The sequence below is a fragment of the Algibacter sp. L3A6 genome (genome assembly GCF_009796825.1).
In the GTDB taxonomy this organism is placed as follows: domain Bacteria; phylum Bacteroidota; class Bacteroidia; order Flavobacteriales; family Flavobacteriaceae; genus Algibacter.
In genome coordinates, this window is record NZ_CP047030.1 from 1,813,332 (window position 1) to 1,829,424 (window position 16,093).

The 16,093-nt window shown below is 34.0% G+C and carries 15 protein-coding genes; 5 read left to right on the forward strand and 10 right to left on the reverse strand.

The window, feature by feature from the left end; translation table 11 throughout:
- Window positions 1–14 precede the first annotated feature (14 nt).
- Entirely contained in the window at window positions 15–1,388 is a 1,374-nt protein-coding gene (mgtE, locus tag GQR98_RS07540) for a magnesium transporter (protein ID WP_159018983.1), read from the forward strand.
- Window positions 1,389–1,546: 158 nt separating this feature from the next.
- Here the strand turns inward: mgtE and GQR98_RS07545 are convergent, their stop codons facing one another.
- The 6 genes from GQR98_RS07545 to GQR98_RS07570 all read right to left on the reverse strand — a co-directional run bounded on the left by GQR98_RS07545 (window position 1,547) and on the right by GQR98_RS07570 (window position 9,497).
- Complete coding sequence (locus GQR98_RS07545; protein WP_159018984.1) at window positions 1,547–1,930, reverse strand: DUF3037 domain-containing protein; 384 nt, start codon at window positions 1,928–1,930, stop codon at window positions 1,547–1,549.
- Window positions 1,920–2,699: a HipA family kinase gene (locus GQR98_RS07550; RefSeq protein ID WP_159018985.1), complete on the reverse strand. Its 780-nt coding sequence runs from the start codon at window positions 2,697–2,699 to the stop codon at window positions 1,920–1,922. Before GQR98_RS07550 ends, GQR98_RS07545 begins: the two co-directional genes overlap by 11 nt.
- A gap of 121 nt (window positions 2,700–2,820) precedes the next feature.
- Window positions 2,821–4,440, reverse strand: coding sequence for a PAS domain-containing sensor histidine kinase (locus tag GQR98_RS07555; protein WP_159018986.1), 1,620 nt, complete (start codon window positions 4,438–4,440; stop codon window positions 2,821–2,823).
- Between the two features lie 389 nt (window positions 4,441–4,829).
- A complete protein-coding gene (locus GQR98_RS07560) occupies window positions 4,830–6,575 on the reverse strand; it encodes an FAD/NAD(P)-binding protein (RefSeq protein ID WP_159018987.1) in 1,746 nt (581 codons plus the stop codon).
- Window positions 6,576–6,744: 169 nt separating this feature from the next.
- On the reverse strand, window positions 6,745–8,517 hold the full coding sequence (gene dxs / locus GQR98_RS07565; protein ID WP_233268094.1) for a 1-deoxy-D-xylulose-5-phosphate synthase: 1,773 nt from the start codon (window positions 8,515–8,517) through the stop codon (window positions 6,745–6,747).
- Window positions 8,518–8,525: 8 nt separating this feature from the next.
- Window positions 8,526–9,497 (reverse strand): energy transducer TonB, encoded by a 972-nt coding sequence (locus GQR98_RS07570; protein WP_159018988.1) that lies wholly within the window; start codon window positions 9,495–9,497, stop codon window positions 8,526–8,528.
- 114 nt (window positions 9,498–9,611) lie between these two features.
- Here GQR98_RS07570 and GQR98_RS07575 point away from each other — a divergent pair, with 114 nt between their 5' ends.
- On the forward strand, window positions 9,612–10,061 hold the full coding sequence (locus GQR98_RS07575; RefSeq protein WP_042497806.1) for a nucleoside deaminase: 450 nt from the start codon (window positions 9,612–9,614) through the stop codon (window positions 10,059–10,061).
- A 22-nt stretch (window positions 10,062–10,083) separates the two neighbouring features.
- On the opposite strand, the gene GQR98_RS07580 is transcribed toward GQR98_RS07575, so the two are convergent.
- Window positions 10,084–11,517, reverse strand: a complete 1,434-nt coding sequence (locus GQR98_RS07580) for a saccharopine dehydrogenase family protein (protein ID WP_262885148.1) — start codon at window positions 11,515–11,517, stop codon at window positions 10,084–10,086.
- A gap of 30 nt (window positions 11,518–11,547) precedes the next feature.
- On the opposite strand from GQR98_RS07580, the gene GQR98_RS07585 reads away from it, so the two are divergent.
- Complete coding sequence (locus GQR98_RS07585) at window positions 11,548–11,934, forward strand: DUF423 domain-containing protein (RefSeq protein WP_159018990.1); 387 nt, start codon at window positions 11,548–11,550, stop codon at window positions 11,932–11,934.
- Between the two features lie 73 nt (window positions 11,935–12,007).
- On the forward strand, window positions 12,008–13,624 hold the full coding sequence (pckA, locus tag GQR98_RS07590; protein ID WP_159018991.1) for a phosphoenolpyruvate carboxykinase (ATP): 1,617 nt from the start codon (window positions 12,008–12,010) through the stop codon (window positions 13,622–13,624).
- Window positions 13,625–13,691: 67 nt separating this feature from the next.
- Here the strand turns inward: pckA and GQR98_RS07595 are convergent, their stop codons facing one another.
- From GQR98_RS07595 to GQR98_RS07605, 3 genes are read right to left on the reverse strand one after another with little or no spacing between them, the layout of a single operon-like run.
- Window positions 13,692–14,297 carry an FAD-dependent oxidoreductase gene (locus GQR98_RS07595; protein ID WP_159018992.1) on the reverse strand — a complete coding sequence of 202 codons (606 nt, stop codon included), beginning with the start codon at window positions 14,295–14,297 and terminating at the stop codon, window positions 13,692–13,694.
- A gap of 1 nt (window position 14,298) precedes the next feature.
- A complete protein-coding gene (locus tag GQR98_RS07600) occupies window positions 14,299–14,502 on the reverse strand; it encodes a hypothetical protein (protein ID WP_159018993.1) in 204 nt (67 codons plus the stop codon).
- Window positions 14,503–14,513: 11 nt separating this feature from the next.
- Window positions 14,514–15,101 (reverse strand): MarC family protein, encoded by a 588-nt coding sequence (locus GQR98_RS07605; RefSeq protein WP_042497700.1) that lies wholly within the window; start codon window positions 15,099–15,101, stop codon window positions 14,514–14,516.
- 161 nt (window positions 15,102–15,262) lie between these two features.
- Between GQR98_RS07605 and GQR98_RS07610 the strand changes: the two genes are divergently transcribed.
- Window positions 15,263–15,826, forward strand: coding sequence for a DUF3109 family protein (locus GQR98_RS07610; RefSeq protein WP_159018994.1), 564 nt, complete (start codon window positions 15,263–15,265; stop codon window positions 15,824–15,826).
- Window positions 15,827–16,093: the final 267 nt, after the last annotated feature.

A 16,093-nucleotide genomic window follows, 5' to 3' on the forward strand; every position in this document is an offset into this window, starting at 1 on the left:
TTAAATTTTTTCATTTGTCTGAAGAAACGGAAAACATACAGTTTCAATTAACTAAGGAACTCATCGAACAAGTTGAGCAACTTATCGCAAATAAAAGCGATAACGAACTTAAGGAACTTTTAGACGAGTTTCACCACGCGGATATTGCCGAGATTTTAGATGAAATAGATCTAGAAGAGGCCATGTATGTTATAAAGTTGCTAGATTCCGAAACAACTTCAGATATTTTAATGGAACTCGATGAGGACAATCGAGAAAAAGTATTAAGAAATCTTTCTGCTAAAGAAATTGCCGAAGAAATTGAGGAGTTAGATACCGATGATGCTGCCGATATTATTGCAGAACTTCCAGAATCGCGTCAACAAGAAGTTATCGCTCAAATTATAGATGAAGAGCATAAGGCAGAAATTAATGAACTTTTAGCTTACGATGAGGATACCGCTGGTGGACTTATGGCAAAAGAGCTTGTAAAAGTTTATGATACCTGGACAGTTGCTGGCTGTTTACGCCGTATTCGCGTTCAGGCCGAAGAGGTTACGCGTGTACACTCCGTTTATGTTGTAAATAAGCAAGGCAAACTTGTGGGGCGCTTATCTTTGAAGGACCTTATTGTTGCTAAAAACGAACAAAAAATCGCCGATATTTATATCTCAAGTGTAGATTCTGTAAATGTGCACGACGATGTAGAAGTTGTTGCTCAGGTTATGGCGAAGTACGATTTAGAAGCCATTCCTGTAGTCGATGGAAAACAAATTCTTCTAGGGCGTATTACTATTGATGATATTGTAGATGTTATAAAAGAAGAAGCAGAAAAAGATTATCAATTAGCTGCCGGTATCTCGCAAGACGTAGAGGCCGATGATAGTGTTTGGGAACTCACCAAAGCTCGCCTACCTTGGCTACTTATTGGTATGTTTGGAGGGCTTGGAGCCGCAAGTATTATTAGTGGTTTTACAGGAGCTATGCTTAAATATACCGAGTTGTTGTTGTTTATTCCGCTCATACAGGCAACTGCCGGAAACGTTGGTGTACAATCTTCAGCAATTGTAGTTCAAGGTCTAGCAAACAATACTATAAAAGGTAAACTGTTAAAACGTTTGCTTAAAGAGTTTTCGTTAGGTTTAGTAAATGGTGTTGCTATTGCACTCATCGTTTTACTTATCAGTCATTTTGGTTTTAAAACCTCGTATCTTGTATCTATGACTATCGGTATCGCGCTAATTACCGTTATTATTATGGCGGCCTTAATCGGTACGTTTGTGCCTATTATTTTAGATAAACGTGGTGTCGATCCCGCTATTGCCACAGGGCCATTTATCACTACAAGTAACGATATTTTTGGTATACTTATCTATTTTCTTATCGCGAAAGCTATACTAGGATTTTAAAATATTTTGGGCGTTACCCGAAAAGGGTCGGGCTTTTACTACTCAATCTTTTTGTTTTTTCGCAAAAACAAAAAGGATTTCAAACAGGCCGTTCAATCCCTAACGCGCTCATCAGCTAAGATTAGTTTTTCTAAATGAATTTTTGTGAGTTTGATTATTTATAGCACATGGCTATTAAAAATATCTTCTAGCATTTTTTCAGGATCATTGCACAATCCAGAGTGTGTTTTAGAACTTTGAATAATGGTGCTTCTACAAGCTGTTAACCATCTAAACCTATCCGATAGTTCCATCTTTTCTATTCTACCTCCATTTGGGTTTCCGGCGCAAACCAGTTCCCAAGCTTTTAAATAATCATTAAATAAATCCAATTCTACTTCCGGAGAAAACGCTTTCAGTTTATTTGGGTTTATATAATATTTTATACCAAGAAATTTTTTACGCTTCGAAAAAAGAATAACTCCAACATTAAAAAACTCTTCACGTTCTACCTTAGGTACAACTCTAATAACGGCGTACTCAAATGTATATTTATCTTGCATCTTCAGCTTCTTTAACTAGTAAATCAATCTTAGAATATCTCGAATTTATAAACTCAATATAAGCTGCTCTCATGTCATCACTACTCATAGTGTCAGATTCGCTTATAAGCCAATCTTCAGGTATGTTAGATATTATTTCTGCAATTTTAGCTGCACTTAGCAAATTTTTAATTTCTACAGCGGCTTCTTTTAGTTTTGTTGCTTTTTGTAAAAGCACATGGTCTTTTATCAACGGAAATGTTCTGGTTAAATGGTTCTCCCAATTTTTCCAATCGTGATGAAAATAAAAACTAGCGCCATTATCTATTACCCAAAGTTCCTTATTCCATTGCAGTAAATTAGTGTTCTTTGCAGTTCTATCAATATTGCTAATAATGCTATCTAAAAGTACCACTTTAGAGGCGGTTAAGCTACCTGTTGTGCTCACCAAAGGATCGTAAGTAATAGCGCTCGATAAAAAATGTAAGCCTAAATTTAAGCCTACACTAAATTTAAGTAAGTCTTGAATTTCTTCGTCTGGTTCCGTTTTGCTAAACGAGTCGTCTAAATTCATAAAAACTAATTCAGGGACTTTTAAGCCGATGGCACGTGCTATTTCTCCACCAATAAACTCAGCAATTAATGCTTTTTTTCCTTGTCCGGCACCTCTAAATTTTAATACATATAGAAAGCTATCATCAGCCTTAACTATGGCCGGAAGTGAGCCACCTTCTCTTAACGGATGCACATATTGCGTAACATCTACAGTGCGAATATCAATTTTATTCATAACGACGAAAATACTAAAAATGTAATTTTTAAAACGATAATAGACTTCTATTATTTCCCTGAACTATAAGAGCGATTTCTTATAGCTTATATAAGTTTGTAAGCATAGTGCTTATTAATCGTTAATTTGTTGAGGGGTTTATTTTTGGCAGACAAAATCTCATGTTGGTGCCTACACCAACTTCACTTTCTGCCCAAATTTTTCCTTTATGGTAATCAATAAAATCTTTACAAAGTATTAATCCTAGGCCTGTCCCACTCTCATCGTTTGTGCCAGCTGTAGTGTGCGATTTGTCGAGTTGAAACAGTTTTTCGAGATTGTCTTTAGAAATTCCAACACCGCTATCTATTACAGATATAAGGTGCTCGCTCTCCATTTCTTTCGTCTGTATATTAATAATACCTTTTTTAGGGGTGAATTTTATGGCGTTAGAAATAATGTTTCGGAGTACTGTTTCTATCATTTCTTTATCGGCATACACAATAATGTTAGCAGCTGCGTCGAGATTAATGTGTATTTGTTTTTGTTCCGAAGAGGTTTTTAGTAAATCTAAGGTGTTTTGTATTAAAGCGATTAAATCAATATACTCTGGGTTGAACTTCATTTGTCCAGATTGCGATCTCGACCACTCCATAAGATTTGATAATAAAGCCATGGCGTGCTCTGATGAGGTATAGATAATTTCGGCATACTCATCAATATCTTCGTAGTTATTCTCTTTAATTTGGTCACTAAGTATTTGGCTAAAGCCCATAATGCCGTTAAAAGGCGTGCGTAAATCGTGTGCAATTATCGAAAAGAATTTATCTTTTGTAGAGTTTAATTCTCTTAAAGTGGCTTCGCTGTTCCTTAAGTTAAACTCTGCTTTTTTTCTATTACTAATATCGTTTATTACTGAAATAATACAATCTTCATTATTAATATTAATTACCTGTGCCGTCATTGATCCCGGGAATAGTTCGCCCGATTTTTTTCGAAAGATATATTCGTTTTCTTTAACAAAACCGTTAGAACTTAGGCTAGACAAGAATTTTTCACGATCATCTTTTTGTCCCCATAAGTTTAGTTCGGAAGAGTTCGAGCCTATTAAATCTTCTGTTTTGTAGTCCGAAAGAGCTTCTACACTTTTATTTACTTCAAAAATTTTGCCGTCGCTAAATTTCGATAACATAATAACAAAAGGAGCAGCATGGAAGGCTTTAGAGAACTTTTCTTCCTGTTTATTTATGTTTATGATTAAGCGCTTATTATACATTAAAGTAATAATATAAGGCATAAGAATGGTAATAATAATCCAGCTTGAAAGAAATAAAGATTCTATAGTTGAAGATTTAAAATAATCTGACACAACCTCTTCTTTTTGCACATTGTAAATAATGTGAAGCACTTGAATTATAAAAACAGCGCAAAAAAGGTAACCAATAGAGCGTGTAATTTTTCGCATCGCTATAGGGGTTCTTCGAAACATTAAATAGATAATTTGAAAACTAATAATAACGTAGGCAAAGGCTATGTTTATATTTCTAGCATTTAAATCGGGCTCTATAAAGGTGTAATAAGAGTGTATAATAAGAAAAATAGACGTTAAAATGTAATTGTGGATATGACTTCCTTTTTTGTTAACAAATTGTTCTAATCCCATTAATAAACCAATTAATGAGGAAATAAGTAAAACATTGCCTAAAGGTATAGAGGCCCAGTCTGGAATATAGCCACGAAAAAACACCAACACATTTCCCATGGCACCTAAACAGAAGTTAATCAGGATTAAAAAAGTGCCAGGAAATCGTTTTTTTACTTGAATGTGTAACGAACTAATTAATACTATATTGAGAATATTAATTAATGTGCAGCATAAATAAAGGCTTCGAATATCAAGTGAAAACATACGGATTTCTCATTTAGTGCATATTGGATTTCTAATTTGAATATCATCTAGCTACTACACTAGGTTTTTCTGCTATTATTTAAAATAAAAAGCAAAGGTTATTAATTTTTTTGAGTTTTGTCCATTTCTTCTTTTTATTCTTAAACTATGATGTATTGTAAATGTACGAAACTTCTACTTAACTTTTGATGGCTTTGTTTAAAGGTTTATGTGAAATGGGTCTTTAGGGGGTCTCTTCTAAATTAATAGTTTTTTAGCCAATTTACATGATTTTCTGTTGCTTTTTTTGCCCAATTTTTTGCTCGTGTTCCAAAGCATTCTAAAATGGCGTCTACTCCAATAACGGTGCCTTTAGCTAGTCTTCCAAGTAATGCTATCGATGGTTTATTGTTGGAGTTATTCGAAATTATATAAGCATTCTCATCAGTGGCAACACCTAGCTCATCATGCACGGCTTCAATTAAATCGTTAGTAAGCATGTTTTTTATAATAGGTGAGTTCACTGCGTTTATTTTTGGAGCATCGAGAACCGAGTCAATCATAATATCTGCAGTTTTTGCTTTTTGGTTTACAAGCATTTTCCAGCCGTTATTTGTTAACTCGAATTCTGGATTGTTTGCGAAGTCTAAAGTCATCACGCTAGCTTCGTGTAAAGCAAGCATTTGTTGAATACTTTCTACTGGCGGTCCGTAAGAGTAACGTTTAGTGCTTTCATCTAATTTAATAATTTCAGAAAACACTTTATCAGAACATGAATTAAAAGAGAGTTTCTCATAAATAGAGGGTTGGCAATGTCTCCAAACCTGACCAATGCAAAAATCTAAACTAATTGCTTTTTTGCCAGTTGCCATGCCAACAAAATTCTGCATACTTTGGTCTGCGGGTTGTTGCTGAGGAATAATAGTTGGGTGCTGATATGTTTGATCTAATAACCATTTTTCTGTAATAGTTTCAATGTCTTTCTTCGGTAATTCAGGAAGATAATGCTGTGGGAGTTTTTGATATATTTTAGCAACAATAGGTGTAATGGCTTGAATTAAAAATAAAGGGCTTTCTGCTTTTTTTTGAGTTGATGTATTTTTTATAATGTCTTCAAAATCTGAAATCTGTTTTTTAGTAGGTTTAAACCAGTTGTCTATTTCTGCATTTAACGGTTTTGGAGCAGGAGGTAAACCGTCTAAAGAAAAGGGAATAAATAAGTCAGTGATTTTATAATCTGTTTTGTAACTGCATGCTTTGGTGTTTTCATCTGTTATAATGAAATTTCCAAATTTATTAGCGATACCTCTAACAACATCAATCATAGCTAATCCAAATCCGCGAACTCCTATTTTACTTTTGTGGGTTATGTTGTCGCAATTTAAAAATTGAGCAATAGGGTAAGGTGATTGAAATAAATTAATATTAGATTTTCCTGAAGCAAAAGCTTCCCATTCCTTAATTTGTTTTGATGTAAATGTGGGTTGATGACCAATGGTTAATAATACCTCGTCTATGTTTTTGTAAGTGTTTGAGTTTGTTTTTAAAACTATTTTAGAGGCTGTTTCTACTTCTGTTACTTTTTCTTTTACTAATGAAATAATGTTGGCTGTTAAAAGCGGATTTGCTAATGTTTGAAACCTTTGTTTTAAATACTCGCCAACCTGTGCGCGTGGCGGATAAGTATCTGCTTTCGCTTTGGTTATTTTATTAAAATCTTTGTCTATCCATTCGTGGTAAGAAGGGAATGCAGGTATTTTAATTTTATCAATATTAATGGCTTCACGGTTATCTAAATGTAGAATTCTTTCATTTATGTTTATCCAGTTGCTCGATACTTGGTCCATTTTGTAAACTTGGCCATTACCAAAAAGACCTGTTTCTTCAAAAAGTAATATATGTATGTTTGATAAGCTATTTGCTTTTATAAGTTCTTGAATTAAATTTTCTAAGGCATACCCGCCTCTCGGTCCGGTGCCTATAATTGCTAAAGTTCTTTGGTTGGTCATGGCTGTCTTTTTTTATGCAAACTGTAAAGTTTTGCAGATAAGTATTTTGCGGTTCAATAACGTGTAGTCTAAAAATAGCGAAATTTTTAAGAGTACTTATCTTTCAGAAACCGAAACAGTTCATTTTTTATTTGATAGGTATCAATATCTATATAACAGGGTGGAAATATTAAGCAAATTGAATGAAGCACTCCTTTAAGCCATCAACATCTAAGTTGATTAATTTGAATAACTCATCAACTTTGCCATGATCCATAAATTGGTCAGGAATGCCTAAGGTTTTAATGGTGTTTTTGTAATTGTGTTGCGCTGCAAACTCTAAAATAGCCGACCCGAAACCGCCGGTAATTGCGTGATCTTCAACGGTAATAATAGTGATGTTATTTTTAAAAATGCTATGTAATAGTTTAGCATCTAAAGGTTTTACAAAACGCATGTCAAAATGAGAAACATTGAGATTTTCAATAGCTTTACTTACGCTTTTCGATATACTACCAATACTTAAAATAGCTAGGTTTTTTCCTTTCTTTAATTCAGTAGCCTTGCCGATTTCAATTTTAGAAAAGGGTTGTTTCCAATCTACAGTTACACCTCGCCCGCGTGGATACCTTATAGCAATAGGGGATTCTAAACCTAATTGCGCGGTGTACATGATATTGCGTAATTCGATTTCATTTCTTGGTGCAAAAATTATTAAATCCGGAATGCATCTTAAGTACGATAAATCGAAAACACCATGATGCGTAGCACCATCTTCACCAACCAAACCAGAGCGATCTAAGCAAAAAATAACAGGGAGTTTCTGTATGGCTACATCATGAATTATTTGATCGTAAGCGCGTTGTAAAAACGTTGAGTAAATATTACAAAATACTACTAAGCCTTGTGTTGCCATACCTGCGGCTAAGGTAACGGCATGCTGCTCGGCAATACCAACATCGAAAGCACGGTCGGGCATTTCGTTCATCATGTGTTTTAAAGAACTTCCCGTTGGCATGGCAGGTGTAATACCTACTATGCTTTTGTTTGTTTTAGCTAATTCTACAATAGTGTGCCCAAAAACATCTTGATATTTTGGGGATTCAACAATGGGTGTTTTAATATTTAAATCACCGGTTTTGGCATTAAATTTTCCTGGTGCGTGGTATTTTACTTGGTCTTCTTCGGCTTGCTTTAAGCCTTTGCCCTTAGTTGTTATTACGTGTAAAAACTTAGGGCCTTTAACAGTTTTTAAACGTTCTAATTCTTCAATTAAAGCGGGTAAATTGTGTCCGTCTATAGGTCCGGAATAGTTGAAGTTTAAAGCCTCAAAAATGTTGTCTTGCTTTTGTGTGCCTTTTTTAACGTTGGTTAAGTATTGCTTTAGGGCGCCTACGCTTGGGTCGATTCCAATAGCATTATCATTTAAAATAACTAGTAAGTTAGCATCGGTAACTCCAGCATGATTTAATCCTTCGAATGCCATACCGCCAGCAATACTAGCATCACCAATTACGGCAATATGTTGTTTTTTTAAATCACCTTTTAGTTTTGAGGCAATTGCCATGCCTAAAGCGGCCGAAATAGATGTAGAAGCATGCCCAACTCCAAAAGTGTCGTAAACACTTTCGCTGCGTTTTGGGAAGCCGCTAATGCCGTTTAATTGTCTGTTGGTATGGAAATTTTCACGACGTTCGGTTAATATTTTATGACCATATGCTTGGTGGCCAACATCCCAAATAAGTTGATCCTCTGGTGTGTTAAAAACATAGTGTAATGCAATAGTCAATTCAACTACGCCTAAGCTGGCACCTAGATGTCCTTCTTTGGTTGCAACAATATCAATAATAAACTCACGTAATTCTCGTGCAAGTTGAGGTAAGTCTTTTTGGTTTAAAAGACGAAGTTCTTTGGGGGAGTTTATGTGGTTTAAAAGTTTGCTTTTCACGTCGCAAAAGTACATGATTTTTATTATTCTTCTACAGTGAAAACAATTGGTAGGTTGTAAACTATACTTGTGGGCTTATTTGCTTGTTTTGCTGGGGTAAATTGTGGTAAAAGGTTGATAACGCGTTTTGCTTCTTTTTCTAAGTTAGGATGAGGTGCTCTTGCTTTAATGTTAGCGACCTTACCGTGTTCGTTTATTCTAAATTGAACAAAAAATTTTTGTTTACCTGTTAATTCTGGGCAAATTGAAGTGTCGAAATTTTTAGTAACTATTTTTGAGATACGCTCAGAAAAATAGTCTCTTTTTTCTTTAATTGTGAGGCTTTTTGGTGTGTTTTCGAATTCTGGTGGAGATTCTATTGTAAGAAAACCGATTGTGATTGGAACTTCTGCTACAACATCCCCCATGATAACAGGCTCTATTATTTTTATATCTGGAATAATTATCGGTTCTATTACCGGTGGAGGAGTTTCTAATATTGTTGGCTCGCCAAGAGTGTCAGTAATTATTAATCCATCTGTAATTTTTATTTCTTTTGAAATAGTACTGCATGATTTTTTTGCGAGGCTATCTTTTTTAGTTGTTTTTGGTAACGCTTCTAAAATATTGATAGTTTTACTGGATATAGAGTCTACAATTTCAATACTGTCAATTTTTTGTTTGGCACCGTTTTTATTGGTGCAATTCATTAAAGTGGTTCCCATAACAATGAGTAGCGTCCATAAAAATATGTGGTTAAAGCTTTGTCGTTGAGTTAAAACATGTGATGGAATATGTAGATTAATACTATCTAGTTGTGTTTGTTTAAAATGTCCGCAGATATTGTTCTCTTTGTTTTGATCAATAAAATCCTGAATTTCCATGGTATCCATTTGAGTAAAATCGATAATGGTTTTAGAGCAAGAGTTGCAAAATCGACCTTTTTCTTCGGAAATCATGGTGTTCCAATTCTCATGGCAAGGTTTAGGGATAGAAATGGAGTAGAATTTTTTCATATTAAAACAGATTTTGAATTTTAATAAATCTAGATGAACTTTGTGCGTTAATTATTGTTATCAATTTTCTTGCCGAAGCTTAAATAAATGATTTCAAATTGTATTTTTGCTTTTATGATACAACCTTTTGATGATACATATTTTATGAAAAAAGCACTTCAGGAAGCTGAGGCTGCTTATAAAAGTGGTGAAATTCCTGTTGGAGCCGTTATTGTTATTGATAATAAAATTATTGCTCGCGGACATAATTTAACTGAGACTCTGAACGATGTTACAGCGCATGCGGAAATGCAGGCCATTACTGCAGCTGCAAATTTTTTAGGAGGTAAGTATTTACAGAAGTGTACTTTGTATGTTACGCTAGAGCCTTGCCAAATGTGTGGCGGTGCTTTGTATTGGAGTCAGATTTCTAATATTGTGTATGGTGCTCGAGATATGGAGCGTGGTTGTATTAACTTAAATACTAAGCTTCATCCCAAAACAACTATAAAAGGAGGCGTTTTAGCAGAAGAAGCTTCGGCGCTTATGAAGCAGTTTTTTATAGAAAGAAGAAACTTAAACTAAGCATTTTATATACTTGAAAAGTTTAATGGTTTAAAGGATTGTAGCCTAAATATGGTACTTGTTTTTCTTTAAAGGTAATTCCGAAATTTTGTAACTCTTTTAAAATAGGCGTGTAAACTTCTTTGTTAATTGGCAGTTGTACTCCAGGTGTTGTAATAGCTTTATTCAAAATAGCAAGTGTGGCAATAGCAACAGGTAATCCAACTGTTTTTGCCATGGCTGTATAGGTTTGGTCTTGGCCAATAGTTACCATGTTGGAGTCTATTTGATATTGTTTTCCTGCCTTTTCGTAACCAAATTTATGATACATAACAATCATGTCTTTATCCTCTTGAGATAAGGTCCAGCTGTCCATAAGTATTTTTTGAAGTATTTGTGCAGGCGTTGCTTTTTTTAGGTGAACCTTCTTGTTTGGGTTAAAAATATCGAGTTCAATAAGTTTGTTCCAAACAATATCATCTTGATCAATTTTAAGTTGATAACGCAGTTTAAGTTCTACGGAATCTGTTGGACTGTATGGTAAAAAGGCATTTACAAAATCGCGATAGCTCATATTTTCACTGTCATCTATGGTGTAGCTATCATCAGTCATGCCTAACGTTACAAATATGTGCCATGCTTTGCTAAATCCAACACGGCGCATGGTGCCTCGGTAAAGTGTTTTTATGTTTTGAAGTCCATAAATGGTTTGGTATTTTAAAGAGTCTCGGTTGGCATAAACTTCAAAGCGGCCAAAATTTTCAATATCTAAAAATTCAGTTCTTCTAAATAATCGATTATAAGGAATGTATTTATATGTACCTTCTTGTAAAAACTTTGCGGCACCACCTTGGCCTGCTGTTACTACATTTCTTGGGTTCCAGGTGAATTTGTAATTCCATAAATTATTATCACTTTCTGGTGCTACAAGTCCGCCAGTAAAAGATTCAAAAAGTATTATTTCTCCACCATCGTCTCTAATTTTGTCTATAACTTGCATGGCGCTCATGTGGTCTATGCCAGGGTCTACACCAATTTCATTCATTAAAATTACACCTTTTTTTATGGCTTTTTGGTTTAGGTTTTGCATTTCTGGGCTTATGTAAGATGCTGTTATCATATGCTTGCCACAGAAAACGCAGTCTTTGGCGACTTCAATATGAAAGCGCGCCGGAAGCATAGATATTACAATGTCGGCATTTTGAATGGCTGTTTTTCTTGAGCTTTCATCAAAAACATCGAGCTTTATAACTTTTGCATTTTTATGGCCGTTTGTTAATTTTTGGGCGTGTTCAACATTTAAATCGCCTATGGTGATAAATATGTTTTCTTCTTCAGATTTATCTAATAAATATTTTAGAAGATAAGAAGTAGATTTTCCTGAACCAATGATTAAAATTTTTCGCATTTTGAGTTTAGTTGAGTAGTTTTGTTTGGTAGTCGATTGTAGGTAAAAGGTGGTTTCGACTTTACTAATTTAATGAATATTTAAAAGATTTTTAAGGATATGAACAGAACTATTTTATTAACAGCTGCTATTTTAGGTGTTACAAGTATTATTTTAGGGGCTTTTGGGGCGCATGGTTTAAAGGCTTTAATTTCTCCAGAATCTGTACAAACTTTTGAAACGGGTGTGCGTTACCAAATGTATCATGCTTTGTTTCTTTTATTTGTTGGAAGCACAACTTATATTTCTGTAAAATCTAAAACTAAAATATTCTATTTAGTAGTGGTTGGGGTGCTCTTCTTTTCGGGGTCTATTTATGGTTTGTCAACCAATGTGTTAACTGGTTTCGATTTTAAAACCATTGGTGTAATTACACCTGTTGGTGGACTACTTTTAATAGTGGCTTGGGTGCTTGTGTTTATTGATTTCTTAAAAAAACAAAACTAATTTTGAATTTAATTTAAAGAAAATTCGATTTATTTGTTTTAAATTTACGGGATAATTAATTTAACATCGAAATATGAGTAATTACGCACAATTTACGAAAACGTTTGAGTTAGAAACTTATGGCATAAAAAACGCCAAAGTTCATTATCAATTATCACCAGAAGAGTTACATGATATTGCTATTGAAAATGGACAAGCTGTAGAGGCTTCTTCAGGTGCTTTAGCAGTTAATACAGGAGAATTTACGGGGCGTTCTCCAAAAGATCGGTTTATCGTAAAAGATGATATTACAAAAGATAGAATATGGTGGGGCGATGTCAATATCCCCTTCGATACAGATAAGTTTGATAAACTATATGATAAGGTTGTAGATTACCTTTCGGGGAAAACACTTTTTGTTCGTGATAGTTATGCTTGCGCAGATGAAAATTATAAATTGAATATTAGAGTTATCAATGAGTTTCCTTGGAGCAATCAATTTGCTTATAATATGTTTTTACGCCCAACTGAAGCTGAGTTGGAAAACTTTACTCCAGAATGGACCATTGTAAACGCACCAAGTTTTATGGCAGTTCCGGATGAAGACGGCACGCGACAACATAATTTTGCTATTTTAAATTTCACTAAAAAAATTGCCTTAATTGGTGGTACCGGTTATACTGGGGAAATTAAGAAAGGTATATTTTCTGCGTTAAATTTCATTTTACCGGTGTTTAAAAATACGTTACCAATGCACTGTAGTGCCAATGTTGGTAAAGATGGGGATACGGCTATTTTCTTTGGACTTTCCGGAACTGGGAAAACAACGCTTTCTACAGACCCAAATAGAAGTTTAATTGGAGATGATGAGCATGGTTGGACCGAAGAAAACTCGGTATTTAATTTTGAAGGTGGTTGTTATGCTAAAGTTATCAATTTAGATAAGGATCATGAGCCTGAGATTTTCGCTGCTATTAAAAAAGGAGCGATTTTAGAAAATGTTATTTTAGATAAAAACGGACATGTTAATTTTGCCGATACATCGATAACTCAAAATACACGAGTAAGTTACCCAATAGATCACATTGAAAATATTAGAAAACCATCTATAGGAAAGAACCCGAAAAATATTTTCTTTTTAACGGCTGATGCTTTTGGAGTTTTGCCTCCTATTTCTAAGTTAACGCCAAGTCAGGCTGCTTATCACTTTATTTCTGGATATACGGCTAAAGTTGCCGGTACAGAAGCGGGTGTTGTAGAGCCTACACCATCATTTTCTGCTTGTTTTGGAGCGCCATTTATGCCTTTGCATCCTTCGAAATATGCCGAAATGTTAAGTAAAAAAATGATTGATGCTAATGTAAATGTTTGGTTAGTAAACACGGGCTGGACTGGCGGTCCTTATGGGGTGGGAACCCGTATGAAACTTAAATACACACGCGCTATGATTAATGCGGTTTTAAATGGAGATTTAGGACTGTATTCTTACGATAAATACCATATTCACTCGGTATTTGGTGTGGCACAACCAAGAGAGTGTCCTGGAGTACCAACTAAGGTTTTAAGTCCGAGAGCAACTTGGAATGATGATGATGCATATTATAAAACAGCTTTTAAACTTACCAATGCGTTTCGTGAAAACTTTAAAAAATTTGAAGCACATTGTAGTGAAGAAATTAGACGAGGCGGACCACAGCGTTACGCGTTCTAAAATATATGGCATAAAAAAAAGCTCTGATAATTTATCAGAGCTTTTTTATTTTACAACAATAATGTTGTTATATCTTTTTATCATGCACTTTTACATGTTTACCTCCATTCCAAAGTGTTAAAATATCTGTAGCTACATGTGCGCCACTTCCGGAAGCGATAGCAAATTGACTACGCCATCCTGCTAAAGTACCGGCAACATATAAATTTTCTTCAATTAAATGGTCTGTGTTTTTTAACCAAATTCTATCTTTTTCTAAGGCTGCTCTTGGGTGTGGTTCAATGTATTGTTCTAAACCTTCTATATTTATTAAACTGGTGTAACCAACTGCAATAACTACAATTTTAGATTTATAGGTGCTTTTATTAGTAATAATCTCAAAGCCATTGGTTTGTTTTAAAATTTTTAAAACCTTTTCATGATCTATTTGCTCAACATGTGGGTAGAGGGAAGCGAGTTGGCTTTTTCCTTCATCTAAAATAGATTCTCCAGTAGTGCCAGGTGCTAAACCTAAAACATTATTAAACAATGCGGTTTGTAGGTGCGATGTTTTTTGGTGGGTGATAATTGCAATTTGTTTATCCTGCGCAAAGGTCTTGTTTTGGGCGGAACCCAAAACTAAAGCACAAGATAAGCCTGCTGCACCACCGCCAATAATTAAAGCATCGTACATACTATTTGTGGTCTTTTACTTTTTGCTCAATTTTTTTCGAGACTCCTAAAATTAACATTAATAATATCGCGCAAAGTGATGCTACTATAGTAATAATAGCAATCATGCTTTGTCCTTTAAAAGGATTGTCGAAATTTATTTGAGTAAAATTAAAAATAATAAGTCCTAATGCGATAATACTTAAAACTACAGATAAAATTTTCATACTATATAAGGTTATATTACTTCAAATAGAGCTTTAATATTATGTGCAAATAATTTTACAGCAATGGCTAGTAAAATAACACCAAATATTTTACGTATAATATTAATACCGTTTTGGCCAATTATACTTTCTATTTTAGCAGATGTTTTTAAAACGATAAAAATAATGATAACATTCATTAAAACAGCAACAATAATGTTTTCTGTTCTAAATTCTGCTCTTAGAGATAATAAAGTGGTTAAACTACCTGGTCCTGCAATAAGTGGAAATGCCAGAGGAAATACTGCTGTAGTCATAGAAGCTTCTTCTTCTTGTTTATAAAGTGTAATGCCAAGTATCATTTCCAAAGCAATGAAAAACAGGATAAAAGCACCTGCAACAGCAAACGAGTTTACATCAATACCAATAAGGTTTAAAATACTTTTTCCTAAAAACAGAAAAACAATAAGGATGACCCCGGCAATTATAGAGGCTTTTTCGCTTTGTATATGTCCTACTTTTTTGCGTAAATCTATAACAATAGGAATGTTACCTATAATATCGATTACTGCGAATAATACCATAAAGGCTGTAAATATTTCTTTAAAATTAAATTGCATGTCTTTTTTATAATTTAATAAATCGTAAAATTGCTTACGTTTTTCTTAGTAAAAACTGTTTAAACTGAGAAATCTCAATTTTTCGGCAAAAGTAGATTATTAAATTAATTAATTTCAATTTAAGATTAACTATTTTTGCACTTTATAACGTAAAATATAATATGTTTCAACTAGGTAAAACAATTATTTCTGAAGAAATAGTAAAAAAAGATTTCTTGTGTAACCTTTCGGCGTGTAAGGGTGCTTGTTGTATCGATGGTGATGCTGGAGCTCCTTTAGAGGAAGACGAAATTAAAATCATGGAGGCAATCTACCCTAAAGTGAAACCTTTTTTGCGTCAGGAAGGTATTGATGCTATTGAAGCTCAAGGTACTTACACAACATCGGAAGATGGTGATCTGGAAACGCCATTAATTAATGGAGCTGATTGTGCTTATGTTATTTTCGATGAAAAAAACATAGCGCTTTGTGCTATTGAAGAAGCTTATAATCAAGGTGAGATTGATTGGAAAAAGCCAGTTTCTTGTCATTTATACCCAGTAAGAGTTCAAGGTTATTCTGAGTTTTCTGCTGTAAATTATCATAAATGGCAAATTTGTGACGATGCTTGTGAGCTTGGTGAAGAATTAGGTGTGCCGGTTTATAAATTTGTAAAAGAAGCTTTAATTAGGAAGTTTGGTGAAGATTGGTACGCGGAATTAGAAAAAGTAGCCGAAACTTTATAAGAAAAAATAAAATACAATATCTTAATATTTAAAAAAAATGAAGCCTCAAAAGCTTCATTTTTTTTGTGAACTAAAAATTAATTTTCCAAAATGTTTTTTAGGAAAAAAATAAAAAAAGGGTGTTAAATATTTTGATTTTACGAAATTTTATATCCAAAATACTCAAAACTTATGTTTCAATAATTAGTGAAAACTAGGTTTAATTGAGGTTCTAAAATAAGGTATCAACAAGTGTAAAATAAGGGGTTTTAAGGTGAATTGAAGCAA

Excerpts from the sequence above, each read along its gene's own strand:
- GQR98_RS07570 (WP_159018988.1), bottom strand. The coding sequence starts at position 9,497 with ATGAAAAAATTCTACTCCATTTCTATCCCTAAACCTTGCCATGAGAAT.
- GQR98_RS07595 (WP_159018992.1), bottom strand. The coding sequence starts at position 14,297 with ATGTACGATGCTTTAATTATTGGCGGTGGTGCAGCAGGCTTATCTTGT.
- GQR98_RS07575 (WP_042497806.1), top strand. The coding sequence starts at position 9,612 with ATGATACAACCTTTTGATGATACATATTTTATGAAAAAAGCACTTCAG.
- GQR98_RS07555 (WP_159018986.1), bottom strand. The coding sequence starts at position 4,440 with ATGGGAAATGTGTTGGTGTTTTTTCGTGGCTATATTCCAGACTGGGCC.
- dxs (WP_233268094.1), bottom strand. The coding sequence starts at position 8,517 with ATGTACTTTTGCGACGTGAAAAGCAAACTTTTAAACCACATAAACTCC.
- pckA (WP_159018991.1), top strand. The coding sequence starts at position 12,008 with ATGAGTAATTACGCACAATTTACGAAAACGTTTGAGTTAGAAACTTAT.
- GQR98_RS07545 (WP_159018984.1), bottom strand. The coding sequence starts at position 1,930 with ATGCAAGATAAATATACATTTGAGTACGCCGTTATTAGAGTTGTACCT.
- GQR98_RS07610 (WP_159018994.1), top strand. The coding sequence starts at position 15,263 with ATGTTTCAACTAGGTAAAACAATTATTTCTGAAGAAATAGTAAAAAAA.
- GQR98_RS07585 (WP_159018990.1), top strand. The coding sequence starts at position 11,548 with ATGAACAGAACTATTTTATTAACAGCTGCTATTTTAGGTGTTACAAGT.
- GQR98_RS07560 (WP_159018987.1), bottom strand. The coding sequence starts at position 6,575 with ATGACCAACCAAAGAACTTTAGCAATTATAGGCACCGGACCGAGAGGC.
- GQR98_RS07605 (WP_042497700.1), bottom strand. The coding sequence starts at position 15,101 with ATGCAATTTAATTTTAAAGAAATATTTACAGCCTTTATGGTATTATTC.
- GQR98_RS07600 (WP_159018993.1), bottom strand. The coding sequence starts at position 14,502 with ATGAAAATTTTATCTGTAGTTTTAAGTATTATCGCATTAGGACTTATT.
- GQR98_RS07550 (WP_159018985.1), bottom strand. The coding sequence starts at position 2,699 with ATGAATAAAATTGATATTCGCACTGTAGATGTTACGCAATATGTGCAT.